Annotated in this window: 18 protein-coding genes; 10 read left to right on the top strand and 8 right to left on the bottom strand. The window is 67.8% G+C overall.

What is annotated here, in order from left to right; translation table 11 throughout:
* The first annotated feature begins 28 nt into the window (after positions 1 to 28).
* The 4 genes from MU582_00810 (at position 29) to MU582_00825 (ending at position 3,181) form a co-directional block, all read left to right on the top strand.
* A complete protein-coding gene (locus MU582_00810; GenBank protein ID UPK75210.1) occupies positions 29 to 475 on the top strand; it encodes an AraC family transcriptional regulator in 447 nt (148 codons plus the stop codon).
* Positions 476 to 477: 2 nt separating this feature from the next.
* Positions 478 to 957 carry a VOC family protein gene (locus MU582_00815; protein ID UPK75211.1) on the top strand — a complete coding sequence of 160 codons (480 nt, stop codon included), beginning with the start codon at positions 478 to 480 and terminating at the stop codon, positions 955 to 957.
* 13 nt (positions 958 to 970) lie between these two features.
* Positions 971 to 1,909 (top strand): hydroxymethylglutaryl-CoA lyase, encoded by a 939-nt coding sequence (locus MU582_00820; protein ID UPK75212.1) that lies wholly within the window; start codon positions 971 to 973, stop codon positions 1,907 to 1,909.
* A 114-nt stretch (positions 1,910 to 2,023) separates the two neighbouring features.
* Positions 2,024 to 3,181 carry a hypothetical protein gene (locus MU582_00825; GenBank protein UPK75213.1) on the top strand — a complete coding sequence of 386 codons (1,158 nt, stop codon included), beginning with the start codon at positions 2,024 to 2,026 and terminating at the stop codon, positions 3,179 to 3,181.
* Here MU582_00825 and MU582_00830 read toward each other — a convergent pair.
* A complete protein-coding gene (locus MU582_00830) occupies positions 3,178 to 3,864 on the bottom strand; it encodes an EcsC family protein (protein ID UPK75214.1) in 687 nt (228 codons plus the stop codon). The two genes, MU582_00825 and MU582_00830, sit on opposite strands and share 4 nt — an antisense overlap.
* Before the next feature lie 88 nt (positions 3,865 to 3,952).
* Between MU582_00830 and aat the strand changes: the two genes are divergently transcribed.
* From aat to MU582_00845, 3 genes are read left to right on the top strand one after another with little or no spacing between them, the layout of a single operon-like run.
* The gene (gene aat / locus MU582_00835; GenBank protein UPK75215.1) at positions 3,953 to 4,633 is read left to right on the top strand and encodes a leucyl/phenylalanyl-tRNA--protein transferase; all 681 of its coding nucleotides are present in this window, start codon (positions 3,953 to 3,955) and stop codon (positions 4,631 to 4,633) included.
* A gap of 57 nt (positions 4,634 to 4,690) precedes the next feature.
* A complete protein-coding gene (locus MU582_00840) occupies positions 4,691 to 4,969 on the top strand; it encodes an HU family DNA-binding protein (GenBank protein UPK75216.1) in 279 nt (92 codons plus the stop codon).
* Positions 4,970 to 5,003: 34 nt separating this feature from the next.
* Complete coding sequence (locus MU582_00845; GenBank protein UPK75217.1) at positions 5,004 to 5,870, top strand: Fpg/Nei family DNA glycosylase; 867 nt, start codon at positions 5,004 to 5,006, stop codon at positions 5,868 to 5,870.
* A 171-nt stretch (positions 5,871 to 6,041) separates the two neighbouring features.
* Here MU582_00845 and MU582_00850 read toward each other — a convergent pair whose 3' ends face one another.
* On the bottom strand, positions 6,042 to 6,356 hold the full coding sequence (locus MU582_00850) for a rhodanese-like domain-containing protein (GenBank protein UPK75218.1): 315 nt from the start codon (positions 6,354 to 6,356) through the stop codon (positions 6,042 to 6,044).
* A 118-nt stretch (positions 6,357 to 6,474) separates the two neighbouring features.
* Here MU582_00850 and MU582_00855 point away from each other — a divergent pair, with 118 nt between their 5' ends.
* The 3 genes from MU582_00855 to MU582_00865 all read left to right on the top strand — a co-directional run bounded on the left by MU582_00855 (position 6,475) and on the right by MU582_00865 (position 9,395).
* Positions 6,475 to 7,488: a hypothetical protein gene (locus MU582_00855; GenBank protein UPK75219.1), complete on the top strand. Its 1,014-nt coding sequence runs from the start codon at positions 6,475 to 6,477 to the stop codon at positions 7,486 to 7,488.
* Positions 7,488 to 8,432 (top strand): SEC-C domain-containing protein, encoded by a 945-nt coding sequence (locus tag MU582_00860; GenBank protein UPK75220.1) that lies wholly within the window; start codon positions 7,488 to 7,490, stop codon positions 8,430 to 8,432. The genes MU582_00855 and MU582_00860 overlap by 1 nt, the downstream gene beginning before the upstream one ends.
* A gap of 159 nt (positions 8,433 to 8,591) precedes the next feature.
* Positions 8,592 to 9,395, top strand: a complete 804-nt coding sequence (locus MU582_00865) for an alpha/beta hydrolase (GenBank protein UPK75221.1) — start codon at positions 8,592 to 8,594, stop codon at positions 9,393 to 9,395.
* Here the strand turns inward: MU582_00865 and MU582_00870 are convergent.
* From MU582_00870 to MU582_00895, 6 genes are all read right to left on the bottom strand, one after another.
* Entirely contained in the window at positions 9,387 to 10,589 is a 1,203-nt protein-coding gene (locus MU582_00870) for an arginine deiminase (protein UPK75222.1), read from the bottom strand. The two genes, MU582_00865 and MU582_00870, sit on opposite strands and share 9 nt — an antisense overlap.
* On the bottom strand, positions 10,586 to 12,604 hold the full coding sequence (locus MU582_00875) for a hypothetical protein (protein UPK75223.1): 2,019 nt from the start codon (positions 12,602 to 12,604) through the stop codon (positions 10,586 to 10,588). The genes MU582_00870 and MU582_00875 overlap by 4 nt, the downstream gene beginning before the upstream one ends.
* Entirely contained in the window at positions 12,601 to 13,689 is a 1,089-nt protein-coding gene (locus MU582_00880; GenBank protein UPK75224.1) for a glycosyltransferase family 4 protein, read from the bottom strand. The genes MU582_00875 and MU582_00880 overlap by 4 nt, the downstream gene beginning before the upstream one ends.
* A 2-nt stretch (positions 13,690 to 13,691) precedes the next feature.
* Positions 13,692 to 15,308: an MATE family efflux transporter gene (locus tag MU582_00885; GenBank protein UPK75225.1), complete on the bottom strand. Its 1,617-nt coding sequence runs from the start codon at positions 15,306 to 15,308 to the stop codon at positions 13,692 to 13,694.
* A complete protein-coding gene (locus MU582_00890) occupies positions 15,292 to 17,430 on the bottom strand; it encodes a hypothetical protein (GenBank protein ID UPK75226.1) in 2,139 nt (712 codons plus the stop codon). The genes MU582_00885 and MU582_00890 overlap by 17 nt, the downstream gene beginning before the upstream one ends.
* Before the next feature lie 115 nt (positions 17,431 to 17,545).
* Positions 17,546 to 18,154, bottom strand: coding sequence for a LysE family translocator (locus MU582_00895; protein UPK75227.1), 609 nt, complete (start codon positions 18,152 to 18,154; stop codon positions 17,546 to 17,548).
* Positions 18,155 to 18,188: the final 34 nt, after the last annotated feature.

An 18,188-nucleotide genomic window follows, 5' to 3' on the forward strand; every position in this document is an offset into this window, starting at 1 on the left:
TGCGGGCCAGCGGGGGTACGGTGAAGGCATGGTGAGCGCGTCGGAGGATCAGAACCGCCGGATGCTGCGCGCACGCGATGCAATGGACCGCGACTTCGACAAACCGCTCGACATCGCTGCGCTGGCGCGGATCGCGTACGTGTCGGAGGCGCACTTCATCCGTACGTTCAGAGCGACGTTCGGCGAGACGCCCCACCGTTACCTGCAGCGGCGCCGGATCGAGCGGGCGATGTGGGACCTCCGTGCGACCAACCGGCCGGTCACCGAGGTCGCGTTGGGCGTCGGGTTCTCCAGCCTCGGCACGTTCAGCCGCACGTTCCGCGACATCGTCGGGGTATCTCCGAGTGGCTATCGACAGCGTACGGTCGGTGACGTCGGCCCCGCGCCGACCTGCTTCCGGATGGCCTGGGAGCGGCCACGAGAAGCGAGCAGTTTCGGAGAAGCGGATACTCGCCGCGGCGATCTAGTGTCATAGCCATGACGAAGTTCAACGCAATCAGCCATTCCGCTATCTACGTGACCGACCAGGACGAAGCCCTCGACTTCTACGTCGGCAAGCTCGGTATGGAGGTCAGCGCCGACGTCGATCTCGGCGTCATGCGCTGGCTCACGGTCTGTGTCCCGGGCGACGATCGACACGTACTCCTGGAGCTACCGGGCGGACCGGGTCCGTCGGGCGAGACCGCCGATCAACTGCGCGACCTGCTCAGCAAGGGCGCGCTCGGGCTCGCGTTCATCCTGACGACCGGTGACTGCAAGGCGACGATCGCCGATCTCGAGTCGAAGGGTGTTGAGATCACCCAGCAGCCCACCGAACAGCCGTACGGCGTCGACGCAGGCATCCGTGACCCGTTTGGCAACTACCTGAGGGTCACGCAGCCCGCCGCGGTGATGGGCGAGTTCACCCCCGAGGTGCTGGACAGGTACAAGAGCGAAACGATGGGTGTTTCCGACTGAACATGGAGCGACGATGACCCGACCTCTGCCGATGGTGGAGCCGACTGCCGGGCTACCCGGGCGTGTGACGATTTACGAGGTCGGTCCGCGCGACGGGTTGCAGAACGAGAAGACGGTCGTGCCGGTCGACGTGAAGGCCGAGTTCGTTCACCGACTGGTCGCCGCCGGGCTCCCCATCGTCGAGGCGACCAGCTTCGTGCATCCGAAGTGGGTGCCGCAGCTCGCGGACGCGGCCGAGCTCGCAGCGAGGCTCGACCTCGAGGGTGCGACGCCGATGCCGGTCCTCGTACCGAATGAGCGCGGTCTCGACCGAGCGCTCGAGGCGGGTTCGAAGCACATCGCGATCTTCGGCAGTGCGACGCAGACCTTCGCCGAGCGCAACCTCAACTCCGACCTCGAGACGCAGGTCACCATGTTCGAACCCGTGGTGTCGCGGGCTCTTGCGGCCGGTCTCGACGTACGCGCGTACGTCTCGATGTGCTTCGGCGATCCGTGGGAAGGCGCGGTGCCGATCGAGCAGGTCGTACGCGTGGGCAAACAGCTGCTCGAGCTCGGTGCATCGCAGCTGTCGATCGGAGACACCATCGGCGTCGCGACGGCAGGGCACGTCGGCGCGCTGATCGACGCTTTCGGCGCCGCCGGCGTCGGCGTCGAGCGGCTGGCGATGCACTTCCACGATACGTACGGGCAAGCCCTCGCCAACGCGTACGCCGCGCTCGGCAAGGGGATCACCACGTTCGACGCATCGGCCGGCGGACTCGGCGGGTGCCCGTACGCCAAGAGCGCAACCGGAAACCTCGCAACCGAAGACCTCGTCTGGATGCTCGACGGCCTCGACATCGACCACGGCGTCGACCTCGACTCGATGGTCGAGACGAGTGCCTGGATGGCCCAGCAGCTCGGCCGGCCGAGCCCGTCGGCGGTCGTCCGCGCGCTGGCCGGCGGTGCCTAGAGTTCGCCGACTTTTCGTTGTCACAGCGGGGTTTCCGCACCTGAAAGTCCGCGAACTCCGCTCAACGCGGGCGGGCCGGTGAGTGGTACGGAACGGAGCGGTAACCTTTCGGCCATGGCGAAGGTATTCCTGCATGTCGGGGCACCGAAGACGGGCACATCGATGGTGCAGGAGCTCCTGTACAACAACCGCAAGACGCTTGCCGAGCACGGCATCCTCTACCCGGGGCGACGACGAGACGCGCACTTCATGGCCGCGCTCGATCTTCTCGAACGCACCTGGGGCGGCCTCGAGGCCGATGCGCCTGGCTCATGGGACTACCTCGTCGGCAAGGCGCAGAAGTGGGACGGCACGGTCATCATCTCGCATGAGGTCTTCGCGGGTGCGACCGAAGAGCAAGCCAAGCGGGCCGTCAACTCACTCGCCGGGTGTGACGTGCACATCGTCTACACGGCCCGAGACCTGAGTCGTCAGGTTCCGGCCGAGTGGCAGGAGCAGGTCAAACACCGCAAGAAGCTCAAGTACGCGTCGTTCCTGAAGGATCTACGCCGAGAAGAGCCGCAGAGCTACAGCAGCCGCTGGTTCTGGGCCGTGCAGAACTGGCCCGACGTACTCCGCCGATGGGGTGCCGAGGTGCCCGACGAGAACGTCCACCTCGTGCCGGTGCCGCCGCCGGGTGCGCCGCGGGCCCTGCTCATCGACCGACTGATGAACCTGTGGGGCATCGAGTCGGAGTGGCTCACCGAGACTGCCGAGCGCGCGAACGTCAGTCTCGGTGCCGTCGAGACGACCGTCATCCGCAAGATCAACAAGCGCAACCCGCCGACGACGTACGAAGGCCCCTACTACCGCGAATGGGTACGTGAGCTGCTCGCGCACCGCACGCTGGCCGGTCGCGACGGCGCGCGGCGGCTGATTCTGCCGCCCAAGCATCGAGACTGGGCGCGTACGCTGACCGCGCAGTGGGCCGAGGAGCTACGCGAGCACGCGTACGACATCCGTGGTGACCTCGATGAGCTGGGCGTCGTTGAGGAGCAGGGCGAGTTCGTCGACCCGGACCAGGTCTCCTCCGGCGACCAACTCCGCGTTGCACTCGATGTCATCGACACCCTCCTGGCCGAGCTGGTGCACGAGCGCGAGCGCGGAGCGGGCGCGGCCAGGGAGGCCGAGCACCGCGGAGAGGTTCGACTGCAAGAGGCGATGGCCATGCATGCGAAGAAGCGCCGGCTCCGACGATTCGCCGGTCGGGTGCGGCGCAAGCTGCGCTTCTAGTTCTGTTGCAGGCGGCGTTCGCGGAGCTGTTTGCGCGCGTACGAACCGATCTGGTACGTCGAGAGTCCGTCGGTCGCAGCCGCGACTCCACCGCCCAGCAAGGGGATTCGGCGACTGACGACCAGTGCCGCCCGTCGCCCCGTCACCTTGGCGAGCAGCTCTGAGGTGACGGTACGCCCGATCATCGGATCGAGCTCGGGATCATGCACGGGCGAGGTCGCGATCGCCATCGGCGTGCCCGGAAGTCTCTTCTTCTTGATCAGCTCGTCGACGGTGTCCTCACCCAGCAGGCAGGCGAGGATCGCATTTCGTACGCGCGGGTCCGCGAGGTCGTAGCCGCGCAGATGCGCGATCGAGGCGACCAGATGGGACTGCAGCAGAGCCAGCCCGGTGACATTCGCCGGTATTGCGACGGCAACCGTGATGCCGCCTCCGAGATTGGTCACGAACCCCTGCATCCCGGCGTAGCGCACATGCTGGGAGATGCACGCATCGATGGCGTCTTCGACATCGCCGTCGGCACTGACCAGACGGGCGTCTGCTGAAGCGGCAGCAGCCTTGATCGGTCCGTAACCGTCGATCGCGCGCTCCAGGATCTCGCGCACGTACCCGGATGTGACCTTCGGCGCGACCTTCTTGCCGAGCGGCACGATGCCCTTTGCGGCCATCCGTCCTACGCCCATTGCTGCCTTTCGATGCGGGATACGACACCGAAAGAGTACCCGCGTGAGTTCCCGGCAGCGGGCGGCGCGGGGGTTACGCTGGCGCGCGATGTCACCTGTGTCCGACCTACCGCCGTCCCGGTGGACGTTCGACTCCGCCGCCTGGCCGGATGAGGATTGCGTAGCGGCCGGTGCCGACCTCGAACCGCAGACCGTGCTAGACGCGTACCGACATGGAGCATTCCCGATGCCGGTCGAGGAGATCGAGCCGATGCTGTGGTGGTCTCCAGTGAACCGCGGGGTGCTGCGGATCGCCGATGCCCACATCAGCCGGTCGCTGCGTCGCTCCATGCGCAGATTCGACATCACCGTCGACCGATCGTTCGCGGAGGTCGTGGATGCCTGCGGGGATCCACGGCGCCCCGGTGCCTGGATCACGACGGATATCCGCGACGCGTACGTACGGCTGCATGAGCTCGGTTGGGCACATTCGGTCGAGGCGCGTACGAAGGACGGCACTTTGGCAGGCGGCGTGTACGGGCTCGCAATCGGAGGCCTGTTCGCAGGAGAGTCGATGTTCCACCATCAGCGCGATGCATCGAAGGTCGCGTTGATGGGTCTCGTGGCGTTGCTCGACGACGAACACGCAGGTGAGCGGCTCATTGACGTCCAATGGCAGACCCATCACCTGGCGTCACTCGGAGTGACGGAGATGCCCCGACACGCCTATCTGAGTGCGTTGCCAAAGGTCTGCTCGGCGCCGTTACCGCGAGCCTTCGCAACGTTGTGAGGGTCCAATGCCTATGATCGTTCGTGTTTTGCACTCGAATCTGTCGAAGGAACTCACATGAACCGCTCTGAACTCGTCAACGCGCTGTCGGAGCGCACCGGCCGCACCAAGGCCGACGCCGACGCATTTGTCACCGCCCTCGGTGACGAGCTGATCGAGGCCGTCGGAAAGGGCGACAAGGTACAGATCCCCGGTCTGCTGACCGTCGAGCGCGTCGAGCGCGCTGCTCGCTCCGGCCGTAACCCGGCGACCGGTGAGCCGCTCGAGATCCCGGCCGGCTTCGGCGTCAAGGTCAGCGCCGGCTCCAAGCTGAAGTCCGCAGCCAGCGGTAAGTGACCTCTGGCTGTCTCATCTAGGGCACACTGAGGGAGTGCCAGAGCTTCCCGAAGTTGCTGCCCTGGTGGCAGACCTGCGACCTCGTCTCGAGGGGCGGGCGATCGTCAACGCGTACTTGACCGCGTTCAGTGCGCTGAAGACGTTCGACCCGCCCCTCGATGCGTTCACCGGACTCGTCGTCGACGGTGTGCACCGCCACGGCAAGTTCTTGGACATCGAGGCCGCCGGGCTCCACCTCGTCATCCACCTGTCGCGCGCGGGCTGGATCCGCTGGAAGGACGAGATGCCGGCCAAGCCGCCTCGTCCGGGAGGGCGTGCGCCACTTGCCCTGAGGGTCGTCCTCGACGACGACTCCGGATTCGACGTCACGGAGGCGGGTACGCAGAAGCGGCTTGCCGTCTATGCGGTCCGTGATCCGGCAGAGGTGCCCGGTATCGCCCGTCTCGGCCCCGATCCGCTCGATGATGCGTTCACGCGTGACGTGCTCGCACAGATCCTCACCGACGCCGGTCGCTCACAGGTCAAGGGCGTGCTGCGTACCCAATCGACGATCGCCGGTATCGGCAATGCGTACTCCGACGAGATCCTGCATGTCGCGAGGATGTCGCCGTTCAAACCCGCCAGCTCGATCGAGGGCGACGGTGTCGACGAGTTGTACGAGGCGATCGGCAGCACCCTGCGAGAGGCCATGGATCGTTCGGAGGGCGTCGCGGCCGCCGAGCTGAAGAAGGAGAAGAAGTCGTCGATGCGCGTACACGGGCGGGCAGGTCTTGCGTGCCCGGTGTGTGGCGACACGGTGGCCGAGGTGTCGTTCGCCGACTCCTCACTGCAGTACTGCCCGACCTGTCAGACCGGCGGCAAGAAGCTCGCCGACCGGCGGATGTCGAAGCTGTTGAAGTAGCGCCTGCCTAGGTCGTGTCTGGCAATTCCCCGCCGGGTCGCGTCCCTGCGCATCCGGACCGACTGCGTTGCGGTCCCTCGAAGGAGGATCGGCTACATCATCGCTCCCGCGCCTTGCCGGATCCGGCGCGCAGACCCGCTCCCTGTTCGACGCGGAATTGCCAGACACGACCTAGACGACCGCTCGGCCGGCGCGCTGCCAGGCGACGATGCCGCCGTCGAGGTTGACTGCGTCGATGCCGCGCTGCACCAGGTAACCGGTCGCTTGGGCAGAGCGTCCGCCCGAGTGACAGATCGCCAGGATCTGCTTGTCTGCTGGCAACTCGTCGGCGCGGGCCGGCAGCGATGCGAGCGGGATGTGCAGAGCGCCGTCGACGTGGCCGCTCTGCCACTCGTTGTCCTCGCGTACGTCCAGCACGACGACCGAATCCGGAAGCGGGTCGGGTACGCCCTGGATCTGCACGGTCGGGATCGAGATCTCGTTCATGGTCCCATCATGCCGGTGCGGACTGCGGCGCCGGCCGGTCGGTCGGCGCGCGATACGTCCAGACCAACTCTCCGATAGGCTGCGTGGCGACAGCACCGGAAGGAGAAGGGCCACGCCGATGCAGAACAACGATCCGAACACGCCGAGTGGCGGGGGCGGACGTCCGCAGCAGCCTTGGCCCGGTCACGCTGCTCCCCAGCAGTACGGTCAGCAGCCGCAAGGTCGTCCCCCCGGTCAGGTTCCGCCGCAGTACGCCCAACAGCAGTACGCGCAGCAGCAGAGCAGCTGGTCGCAACCGTCGGCCCCATCGGAGAGCGAGGGCCCGACGTCGTCGAAGCTCGGCGTCGTCGCCACCATCGTCGGCCTGTTGGCCGCACTGGCGGCGATCGTCTACGGAGCATTCGCCGCGATCATTCGCCGGGGGGTCTTCGCCGATCTCGCCGACGACAGCGGATCGGTTTCGGAGAGTGACGCCGCTGACAGCGACAAACTAGACATGTACATGATGTACGGCGCTCTCGCACTTGTGGTGATCGCCGTACTCCTGTGGCTCTTCGCCACCTTCTCGGCGCGCCGCGGGCGCTCCGGCCTCGGCTTCACCGGCCTTGGCGTGCTGGTTGTCGGCGCGATAGCGGCCGGCGTCGGCGCGTACCTCACCTCCGGCGACGATGCCGACAAGATCGCGAACGGCTACATCGCCGTCGGCGGCGGGTTCGTGCTGATGGGGGTAGGCCTGCTACTCGGGGCGGTTGCGCTTCGCCAACCCGATGAGACCCCGGCCGAGACCGGCGACGCGGGTCAGTACGAGGCGACGAAGCCGTTCGCCCAGCAGCCCAGCGCGTACTCCCAGCAACCGGCGGCCCAGCAGTCGCAGCAGGCAAGCCCGTACGGTCAGCAGCCGGTGTACGGTCAGCGTCCGCCGCAGCAGGGCGGCGGCTACAGTCAGCCGCCGCAGCAGGGCGGTCCGTACGGCAGGCCCGCGCAGGGCGGTCAACCGCCGCGAACGGGTCAACAGCCGCCACCGAGTGGGCCGCAGCAACCGCAGCAGGGTGGGCAGCAACCGCCGCAGGGCGGACAACAGCCGCCGCAAGGTGGACAACCGGGTAGTCCGTACGGAGGTCAGGGCAGTTGATGGCGAAGCGATCGCGCCGGCGCGTAGATGCACCGGCGACCACCGACGATCCCGATGCCCCTTCGCCGCGCCAGCCGTGCCCGTGCGGATCGGGTCGTCGATACAAGAACTGTCACGGTCGGCAGAATGCCAGCGCGCCGTTCGTCGCTCGTACCTTCGAGGGGCTGCCGGGTGAATGCGACTGGATCGCGCTCCGGGAGATCGTGCCGGCCGCTACGGCTCCGGTGACGCTGCGATCCGATCCGCAACGATCGGTGCAGGTGTGCTCGTTGCTCCCGATGGCGGCGCCGGCGATCGTACGCCCCGACGGTGCGATCTGGCTCGGTCTGCAGGTGCAGCACAACTTCGGCGATGTGAGCCGAGATCTGGCAGCTGTGCTGGAGCAGGCGCTCGAGACCGATCCCGGCACGACCGTACCCGCCGTCGATGATCCGGGCCCCGGAAACCGCCTACAGGATCTCGTCGACCCGGCAGGTGGGTTCGAGGTACAGGTCCATCCCGGCTTCGACTTCTGGGTGGCCGACGTCGATGACCCGTCCGGCGACGTCGCGGCCTCCTTGCAGGCGGCGAACGACGCGGCCGCGCCGACGGAGCGCCTGACGAGTGTTGACGCCGCGTACTGGACGCAGATGGGCGACCGCCGGTACCTGCGCTGGGTGATGCCGCACAGCGAGAGCACGCTGCTCGATGCGCTTGCCCGACTCCACGCGGTCGATGACGACCGGTTGGGTGACAGCACTCGACTGATCGGATCCTTCCGAGCGCATGGCGTACTCGTGCCGGTGTGGGAGCTCGAAGGCGATGTCGGTGCCGAGGCGCTCGAGGAGCCGGCGGAGGCATTCGCGGGGCGTCTCGAGGAGGCGTTGGCCGACTCGTCGACGCTGACCAGCGCACAGCGGTCGGCACGTGCGGGCCTCGCCAATCGGCAACTCACAATTCGCTGACGCGACTTGTTGTTGAGCACTTGCACAAGAGTGACCGCTCAATTACTGTAGATAGCACCCCGGTCGTCGTTGTATCCCCCGTCAGCGACGGCCGGGGCTTCCATGTCTCCGGACGGTTTCTCACTGCCGGCTGTCGGACGCGACTGCAAGACTCGACCCATGCACTACGTCGAGTACGGCACCGGCCGTCCGCTCCTCCTGCTACACGGCTTCAGCGTCGACCATCGTCTACTCAGCATGCTCGACGACCACCTCTTCGCTGACCGAGCGGAGTGGCGCCGCATCTATGTCGATCTCCCGGGCATGGGCCGCTCGCCCGCCGACTCGTCGATCGACTCGACCGACGCCGTTGCGCATGCGGTCGAGCGCTTCGTCGACGGGCTGCTGGGCGACGAGCCGTACGCGGTGTTGGGGCAGTCGTTCGGTGGTGCCATCGCCCGCTACCTCACCGCTCGTCACCGCGCCCGAGTACGCGGTCTCGCGCTGTTGACCCCGCTGATCGTGCCCCATCCCGACGTACGCCAGGTGCCGCCGAAGACGGTGCTGCGCACCGACCCCGACCTCATCGCCTCGCTCCCACCGGGCGACGCCGCCGACTACCTGGAGCTCGCGGTGATCCAGTCGGCACAGACCTGGGCGCTGTTTCGCGACTGGATCCTGCCGGGCGCTCAGTCGGCCGATGAGGCGGCGCTCGGCCGGATCAGGGCGCGGTACGCGCTCTCGACCTACCCTGAGTCGACCGTTCCGCCGTACGCCGGGCCGACCGAGATCATCTGCGGGCGGCAGGACCACGTCGCTGGCTACCGCGACGCGGTCGACGCGCTGCCTCATTACCCGCGAGCGAACCTCACCATCGTCGACGGCGCCGGCCACAACGCTCACACGGAGCAACCCGAGCGAGTCACCGAGCTCCTCGGCGACTGGCTCGACCGGGTCGCCACCGTCTGGGCCCACTCAGCGTGACGGTTGGCGCCGCACGATCGGGCACGACATGCATCGCGGTCCGCCGCGCCCGGAGCCCAGCTCCGAGCCGCTGATCGCGATCACCTCGATGCCCGATGCTTCCAGCCTTGCGTTGGTCTCGGTGTTGCGTTCGTACGCAACCGCCACCCGCGGCGCGATCGCCAGCGTGTTGTTGCCGTCGTCCCACTGCTCACGCTCGGCAGTGACCGGATCGAGGCCGGTGTCGATCCGCTCGAATCGGTCGATCCGCATCGCGACCGCGGCAGCGTCGAGGAACGCCTTCGGCGGGCCGACGGTCAACTCGTCACCGTCGCTGGTGATGGCGTACGCGACCAGGTTGTCGATGTTCGGATACATCACGACCTTGTCGACGTCGACCATCGTGACGACCGTGTCGAGGTGCATCGTCGCCCGCTCCTGCATGATCGGAACCGCGAGTACCGTCTCGGCGAGCCCGTGCTCGAACAGTTGGCGTGCGAACCTCTCCACTCCGGCGGGAGTCGTCCGCTCCCCGACTCCGATGGCGATCACGCCGGGTGCGAGCTGCAGTACGTCGCCACCCTCGACGTGTTCGAGCGAGCCGCCGTGCATCATCGGCGTACCCGCGAAACGCGGATGCTTATCGTAGATCAGGCCGGTCAGCTGGGTCTCGCGCCACCTTGCGGGCATCGCGAGGCTGGTGATCGCGACGCGGTCGCGTAGCCAGACCGACGAATCGCGCGTGAACAGCAGATTGGGCAGCGGGTCGATCAGGAAATCTTCCGGCGCCAGCAGGCCGGTCACGATGCTGTGCTCGAGGCGCACCTCGTCGTTGCGAAGACCCGCCGTCATCACGGCGGCGAGATCTTCGGGTGAACGGTCGCCGAGTGACTCGGTGAGGTACGCGCGCAACCTCGCGCCGAGACGCAGGCTGGCCGTGAGCTGCTCGATCGCGATCTGCCTGGTCTCGGGGTCACCGAGGGTCTCGATCAGCAGGTCGGTCAGGTACAGCACCTCGACGCCGTGCGTGCGCAGCGCATCGGCAAACGCATCGTGCTCATCCTGGGCGCGGTCGACCCAGGGGATTCCGTCGAAGAGCAGGGAGTCGTTGTTGCGAGGCGTGAGTCGCTTCAGCTCGGGTCCCGGGCGATGAAGCATCACGACCTCGAGGGCACCGACTTCGGTGTCGGCGCCGAGTTCGCGGGGTTCGCTCATTCCAAAACCTTATCCACCGCCGCGATCCACAGAGGGACGGCCACGGCACCCGCCGCGACCAACACCGCTATGCCCGAGTCGTTGATTGCCGTACCGAGGAGCGCGACGGTCGCGACGCCGACGTAGGTCGCGGCGACCGCGGGCGAGTAACGGCGCATGAGCATCCTGCCGGGAGCGTCGGCAGCGCGCAGCATCCACCAGGTCATGGCCAGCAACACCGGTACGAGCACAGCGACCGGGCTATGCAGCAACAGGTGCAGGTTGGCGTCCAGCTTGCGGTCGACGATCTGCCACGCCGTTCCATCGAGTACCTGACCGACGAACCTACCGAGATGCGTCTGGTCGGACTCCGGGCGCAGATGGTCGAGGATGGCGACTGCGCTGACGACCACCACACCGCCGGCGACCGCAGCCAGAACCCCTGCCCAGGTGAGTCGATGCCCTGCGGCCACGGCGGTCAGCAGCACGACCGCCGGCACGAGGGCCAGTACTCCGCCGAAGTCGGAGCCGACGCCCGGTGTGCCGTTCAGCGCGACCAGGGTGATGCCACCGATCGCGCCGATGACGTACGTACGACGTCGGTCGGCCGCACTCATCAGCGCGGCCAGCACGATCATCCCCGCCACCGCGTACACCGCGAACGGCATGTTGCCGAACCCGGTGAAGCGCCCGGCCACGATCGGGTTGTAGCCGAGCGTCGAGCCCAGCTGCAGTACCGAGCCGAGGGCGACGTCGATGCCGAGTACACCCACGGTGATGACGGCGACGGCGACCGGAGCGCCGAATCGAAGTCGTCGCCATGGTCCGAGCCAGGCTGTTGCGGTGACGAGCGCGGTTGCGGCCGCGATCGCACCGACGTACGCGGGCCAGTACGGATCGGCACGCCACCACGGGACGAGATTCGCCAGGAACGTGCCGACGGGCACCGAGGCGACCGCGACCCCGCTGACGCGGAGCAGCTCGGAAGCCCGACCACGATGCAACAGGACGACGGCCGCGATGCAGAACCCGGCGACCAGGAGGTCCCATGCCCAGAACGACGGGCTTGTCACCGAGCGATGCGCGTCCGCCTTGTCGGTGGCGTTGCGGAACGAGTCGATCCGATCCGCTGCGCTCGCGGGGGAATCGGTCGCTTGCCAGCTCCGGCCGGCCATCTCGGTCGGTTGGTCGATGCCCAATACGTCGAGGATCGTCGGCGCCACATCGATCAGCTGCACGTACGACGTGCGGCCGGTGCTCGCGGAGCGCAGCTCGCCCGCGGCGTCGCCGTCGGAGTCGAGGGCGATGGCGGCATTCAGGGTCGGTGCGCTGCCCGGTGTATCGGATACGCCGACGATGAGCAGCTGGGTGCTGTCGCTTCGGTCAAGCGCGTCCAGCAGCTCGCCGACGAGTCGATCGACACGGGCCAGCTGTGCAGGTCGCAGATCGCCATGCGTCAATGTGTGCGTGGGGATGAGAGTCAGCGGACACTCCTCCCACTGCTGCGCCCAGGTCTCGGCATCCGCGTCGCGAGGACGGTCCTTCGTGCGTACGTCGGCGCGGTCGGTGCCGTCGGAGACGGCCAACCGGGCGGCGTCGCCGAACACCGATGTGCACTTCACGCTGCGGCCGAGCAGCCCGACCTCAGAGCCGAAGGCGAGATCGTCGTTCTCGTTTGCGACGGAGCCAGGATCGATCGGATTCGCACGTTGCTCCGCACACCGCCGGCCGATATCGCTGTAGCGCGCGCGATTGCCCGCACCCAACGTCGTCCAGCCGTCGAGCGGACAGGAGAACGACGAGGCGCCGCGTGCGGTCAGTAGCCCACTCTGACCGCGTTGCACCGCGTCGGCAAGGTGTGGAGTCGTACGGGCATCGATGTCATCCCAAGTCAGCCCCGGTACGCCGAGCACAACCACGCGGTCGGCGGGTCCCAGCGGCTGTGCGTCGGGCCCGTCGGCGACGCGCGCCGCGGCCAACAGAAGTACGACGACCGCGGCCAGTAGCGCAGCGAGAGTTGCGTGCCTGCGCGTCATGGGGTCTGTCCGAGAAGTCGTACGTACTGGTCGACGATCTCTGCGACAACGGATTCGTCGGTCGGCAGTCGCTTCGCGGCAGCGCGGGCAGCATCGGACAACGCGGCCGCGTGTTCCGGCGAGTCGAGCACGCCGGCGATCGCGTCGGCCAGTGCGCGTGGGTCACGTGGTGCGACGAGCACGCCTGCGTCGCCGACCATGTCGGGCACCCCGCCGACCGACGTACCGACGAACGGCACGCCGGCGCGGAGGCACTCCGATACGACGAGCGGGCTCCCCTCCCACTCGCTCGCAAGGGCCATCACATCGGCGGCGCGGAGCAGATCGGGAATGTCGTCACGGTTGCCGAGTAGGCGTACGGGCGCGTTGGTTGCCGCGATCTGCTGCGCGATCGCCGCACGGTCAGGTCCTTCGCCCGCAACGAGGAACAGAGGCGCAGGCGTGCGCTCGGCGAGTAGGGCCGCAGCCGTCACGAGGTACGGATATCCCTTCTGAGCATGGAGTCTGCCAACCGACAGGATGACCGGCCGGTCGGCTGCACCGAGTGCGTTGCGTACGTCTGATGGCTCGGTATCGGACTCCGGCATCTTCGGCGCACTCACCGGTGCGAGGTGTACGTCGCGCCCGCTCAGGTCGCGTACGCGCTCGACCAGATCGGACGATACGCACAGCGTGGTCGATGCGCGACGGGCCACGTACCGCTCGAGTACGGCGTACGCCTGCCGCGCGCGTCCGGTCGCGAGAACCGCGTTGTGCCAGGTGACGACGAGCGGTGTGGAACGCGGCGTCGCAAGCCCGGCGACCGCACCAGCGCGAAGGCTGTGCGCGTGCACGATGGCGTTGGCCTTGGCCAGCCGGCGCAGCGTACGGACCGATGCCGCGGCGCCGACAGTCGGTCGGCTGCCGATCTCCACAGGTACAAAAGCAGCACCGGCCGCGGTGAAGTCGAACTGCTCCTCGGTCGTACGAGGCCCGCAGACCGTGACCTGCCAGCCTCTCTCGACGAGCCCGGCGGCGAGTACTCGCACATGTCTCCCGGTGCCGCCGGTTGTCGTCGCGATGACGAGAAGTACGCGTGGGTGCATGGTCAGGTCTCCGATCCGGCAGTTCGCAGTGCGCCGACAGCGTGGAGGATTGGTTGTCGCGCCACCGCGGCGACGATTGCGGTGAAGACGACCGCGGCGAGGAGTGCGGACGCCAGCCCCTGTAGGACCGCTGCCCAGGCGCTGCCGCCGTCGATGAGCCGCTCGAACCACCAACCTGCAAGCGCTGCTGCCAGTCCGGCGACGACAGAGGCGACTGCAACTCTTGAGACACCTGCAAGCGCGGGCGCACCCGCGCGGCGGAGTACCGCCAGCACCAGGCCGGCTCCGAGTACGGTCATGCCGACGCTGTTGCCGATCGACAGTGCGAGGACCCGGTGAGATTCACTCAGCGTCGATGCGAGCACGAGATCGGCAGCGATGACCACCATCCAGCCGGTGACGCAGGCGACGGCCGTCGTTGTGGTCTCGTGCGTCGCGTACAGAGCGCGAGACAGAAGTGCGAAGAGGCCGTAGCCGAGCAGACCGGGCGCGAAGCCGATCACCCCGGCGGTGAGCTCGTCGACGCTGTTCGTACCGGGCACTCCTTGGACCATCACCCGTGCGAGCGGCCGTGCCGCGGCAACGCTGGCGGCCGCGGAGGCGCAGGCCAGGACCACCACGACGCTTGTCGCTGCTCCGACCTGCGAGCGGTATGCCGACCTGTCGTCGGCTGCCCACCGGTCGGCGAGCCGCGGGAACACCGTCGTTGCCACCGGCACGGCGAGTACCGCCCAGGGCAGCAGATAGATCGTCTGTGCCTGTACGAAGACCGCCGTCGTGACGGGTGACACCGCGTTGCCGAGCAGAAGCGCAACGACCACCGAGGCCTGTTGTGCCACCAAGGCCGCGATCCCTGCGTACGCGAGTGCGCGGACGGAGCGGCCGACTCCGGTCGGGAACCGCATGGTCGGACGAAGCCGTAGACCGAGCCGAGACAGCGGTACGAGCAGACTCAGGCTCAAAGCGACAACGCCGAGGGTCGTGCCCACCGAGAGGATCAGCTCTTGTCCTTTGCTGATCGTCGCCAGGTCGGTGCCGCGGGGAGCCGCGATCGCGTACGTCAGGTACGCGCCGATGACGACCAGGCTGGACAACAGCGGGGCGAAGGCGGGTCCGCCGAATCGCTTATGTGCTTGGAGGATCCCGGTCAGCACGACGCCGACGCCGTAGAGCACGATCTGCGCGGCGAAGACCCGCAGCATGGATGCACCGATATCGACTCCCACACCGTCGCGGAGCATGAACCGTGCGATGGGCTCGGCCAGCAGGGCGATTGCCACGGCGATCGGTGTGAGAACGACGATCGTCCATGTCAGCAACGCCGAAGCCGTGCGGTTGACGTGCGAGCGGTCGTTCGCCTCGACGGCGTGTGCGAGCAGCGGTACGACGAGGCTTGCGAGTGCGCCGCCGGCCACGATCTCGTACAGGATGTTCGGGACCGTGTTGACGGTCATGTAGACGCCGTTGAGGTCGGTCTGACCCACGGTGTGGGCGAAGACCCAGTTGCGTGCGAAGCCGGCGATCCGAGCGAGGACGGTGAGCACGGTGATGAGGGCGGCGGCTCCGAGTACGGTGCCACGCCAGCCGGAAAGCCAGCGCCTGTCAGCGCGCTGCGTCATATGCGCTCACCTCGGTGCCGTGGGGTGACCTGGTGGCACACCACGCGCAGGTCGCGATCATCGGCGGCGCGACGGCGACCACCGCAAGGCCGGCGATGAGTACACCGGAGTCGTTGACCAGCGAGCCGATGCCACAGGTCACCGCGATCGCGATCAGCGCGGGCCGCAAGGCCGGCCACTCGGCGTACAGCTCGGCGAGCTCGGGTACGTGCAGGCGCCGGGGTCGTAACACCACCGCGATCCCGAGCGCGAACCCGGCGATCTCCAGCCACCCGACGGGCCCGCTGAAACTGGCGATGAGGGCGTCGATCTTGTTGGACAGGAGATCCCAGGCTTCACCGTTGCGCAGCCGGGCGACGAACGAGCCGAAGTGGCTTCGCTCGCCGGCGGGCCGCAGATAGTCGAGGTAGGACACGATCGCGACGACGATGGCGCCTGTAGCGGCCGCTGCGAAGAGTCGGCCGATCCCCAGGTGCACGCCCGCGAGGAGCAGCACGAGTACGAGCACGCCTGGCACGAGGGAGAGCATCCCTCCGAAGTCCGCCCCGAAGGTCGGCCAGCCGTCGACGGCGATCGCCACCAGGCCGATGCCCGCAGCGACGACCCACGGCCTAGACGTGTGGCGGCGAAGCTCCTGTGCGACGACGGCGGCGGTGAGCATCGCGCTCACGGCGTACACGACGAAGGTGACGTTGCCGAAGCCGAAGAACCTTCCGCCGTAAACGGGTCCCGCAGCGAGCAGGCTGCCGACCTGTAGCGGCGTCCCGATGACGCCATCGACGGTCAGTGCCGCGAACGTGATGCCCGACTGCACAGCGACGAAGCGGTACGGACGGTCCCAGCGGACGATGAGGCACAGCACCGTGATCGCGCCGGCGATCGCGACGACGACCGCGGCGAGGGTGACCGTGGGATGGTCCGTGTGCCACCACTGTGCCGCTGTCGCCAGGTACAGCGCGCTCGGGATCGCGGCGGCGAAGAGTGCGGCGACGATCCCGATCCGTACGAACAGCGGATGCCGCGCCCACGTTGCCCCACGGCGACGCGCGATCAGGGCCGCCAGGCTCGCCGCCATGACGGCGAGCGGTACGGCGACGATCCAAGCCCCGAACACCGGCCCGTCTTCGGGGATCACCTCGCTCAGCGCGGCGACATCCTCGCGATCCTCGACGGTCTCGGCGACCGACAGGTCTCGGTCTGCGGCAACGGTCATCGTGCGGGCGTCGAGCGCGGGCTCGATCTGTGTGGCCGCGAGTACGGTGGCGGCCACGTCGCTGAGGTGTACGTACCCACTGCGTCTGGTGGTCTCCGAGGTGAGCCATCCGGCCTCGTCCGAGCCGACCTGGTACGACATCGCGACCTGCGGCCGGGTGGGTACTCGAGCACTGTCAGCAGTTCCGCTGACGATGACGTACGACCCGTCGGGTGCGGCTCTGACGACGTCGGCAACCAGCGCGTCGAGACGGTGTAGCGCGCTGCTGGATGCGTCGTTGTAGCGGTCGGCGACAGCTGCCGCGTCGATCATGGTCACCGGGCACCGATTTTGCGCTTTCGAGCTCCAGCCGGCCGCGTACCGCTCGACGGATCCGTTTTTGCGCGCCAACGCCACGGCGGCGCCCGCACCGATCGCCGTACTGCACGTTTGCTCGTCGGACAACGCCTGGCCGAGCGTTCCCGGACGGCCGTACGAGCCGGTCGAGTCGGTCTGCAGGTCGACGTACTTCTGCCAGTCGGCCACCTGCCCATGCTCTACCGGCGGGATGGGCGGACACGACTGCGGCACTTCACCCTCGAGCTGGCCGGGGTTGAGGCTGCTGCGGTCGCCGGTCGGCTTCGCCGCGAGAGCCTTGCTGCCGGCGCTGATGCTGAGCCAGCCGTCGAGGGGGCAGGTCACATCGCGGGCGGAGCGTACCGACATCGACGCAACGGCCGACTTGCCGACGAGCCGCCAGAGGGTCGGCGTGATCTGCGGCGACAGCTGGTCCCACCGCAGGTTGCCGGTGCCGACGTACGTGACCGGTGCCGGCCGGATCTGATCGTCTGCCGTCGCCGCGGGCGCGTACATCCCGAGGCTCAAGACGACCAGGCACGTCGCGATGAGCGCCCGGCCGAGAGTGATCACTCCACCAGGCTAGGCGAGTGCGGGTATCGGGGCGGTGTGACATTCCGCCGCTGCCTCTCGGCGCGCTACCTCGACCGGTGCGACGCCCGTCGCTGTGGCCGGCAGGGGCAGCGGGCTAGCGGGAGCTGAACGCGAGCTTCGCTCCGAGTGCGACGAACGAGCCGGCGAAGACGCGCCGCATCCAGGCGAGCACCTTGGGCCGGCTGATGACCTGTTCGCGTACTGCGGCGGCGAAGACTCCGTAGACCGCGAACACGACGAACGTCACTGCCATGAACACGACGCTCAGCTCGACCATGGACAAGACTCCGTGCGGATCCGTCGGACTGACGAACTGCGGAAGGAAAGCGAAGAAGAAGATCGTCAGCTTCGGGTTCAGCACATTGATCAGCACACCCGACGTGATCACCTTGCGTGCGGAGTCCGGTGCCTTGTCGTCGACCGCCAAGGCACCGGTATCGCGCAGCGTGCGCCAGGCCATGTACAGCAGGTACGCGACCCCGAGGTACTTCAGCACGCTGAACGCGACCGCGCTCGTGTGCAAGAGGGCGGCAACGCCGGTGATCGCGGCGACCATATGCGGCACGATCCCCAACGTGCATCCGATGACTGCGATGAGGCTGGCGCGCGCGCCGCGGGTGAGCCCCGCGGCGAGGGTGTACAACACCCCGGTGCCCGGCGTGGCTGCGATGACGAGCGACGTGACCAAGAACTCGGGGCTCATGCGTTCGGAGCGTACTCCTGCCTCAGTGACCGGC

The organism is Nocardioidaceae bacterium SCSIO 66511 (assembly GCA_023100825.1).
Classification (GTDB): Bacteria; Actinomycetota; Actinomycetes; order Propionibacteriales; family Nocardioidaceae; genus Solicola.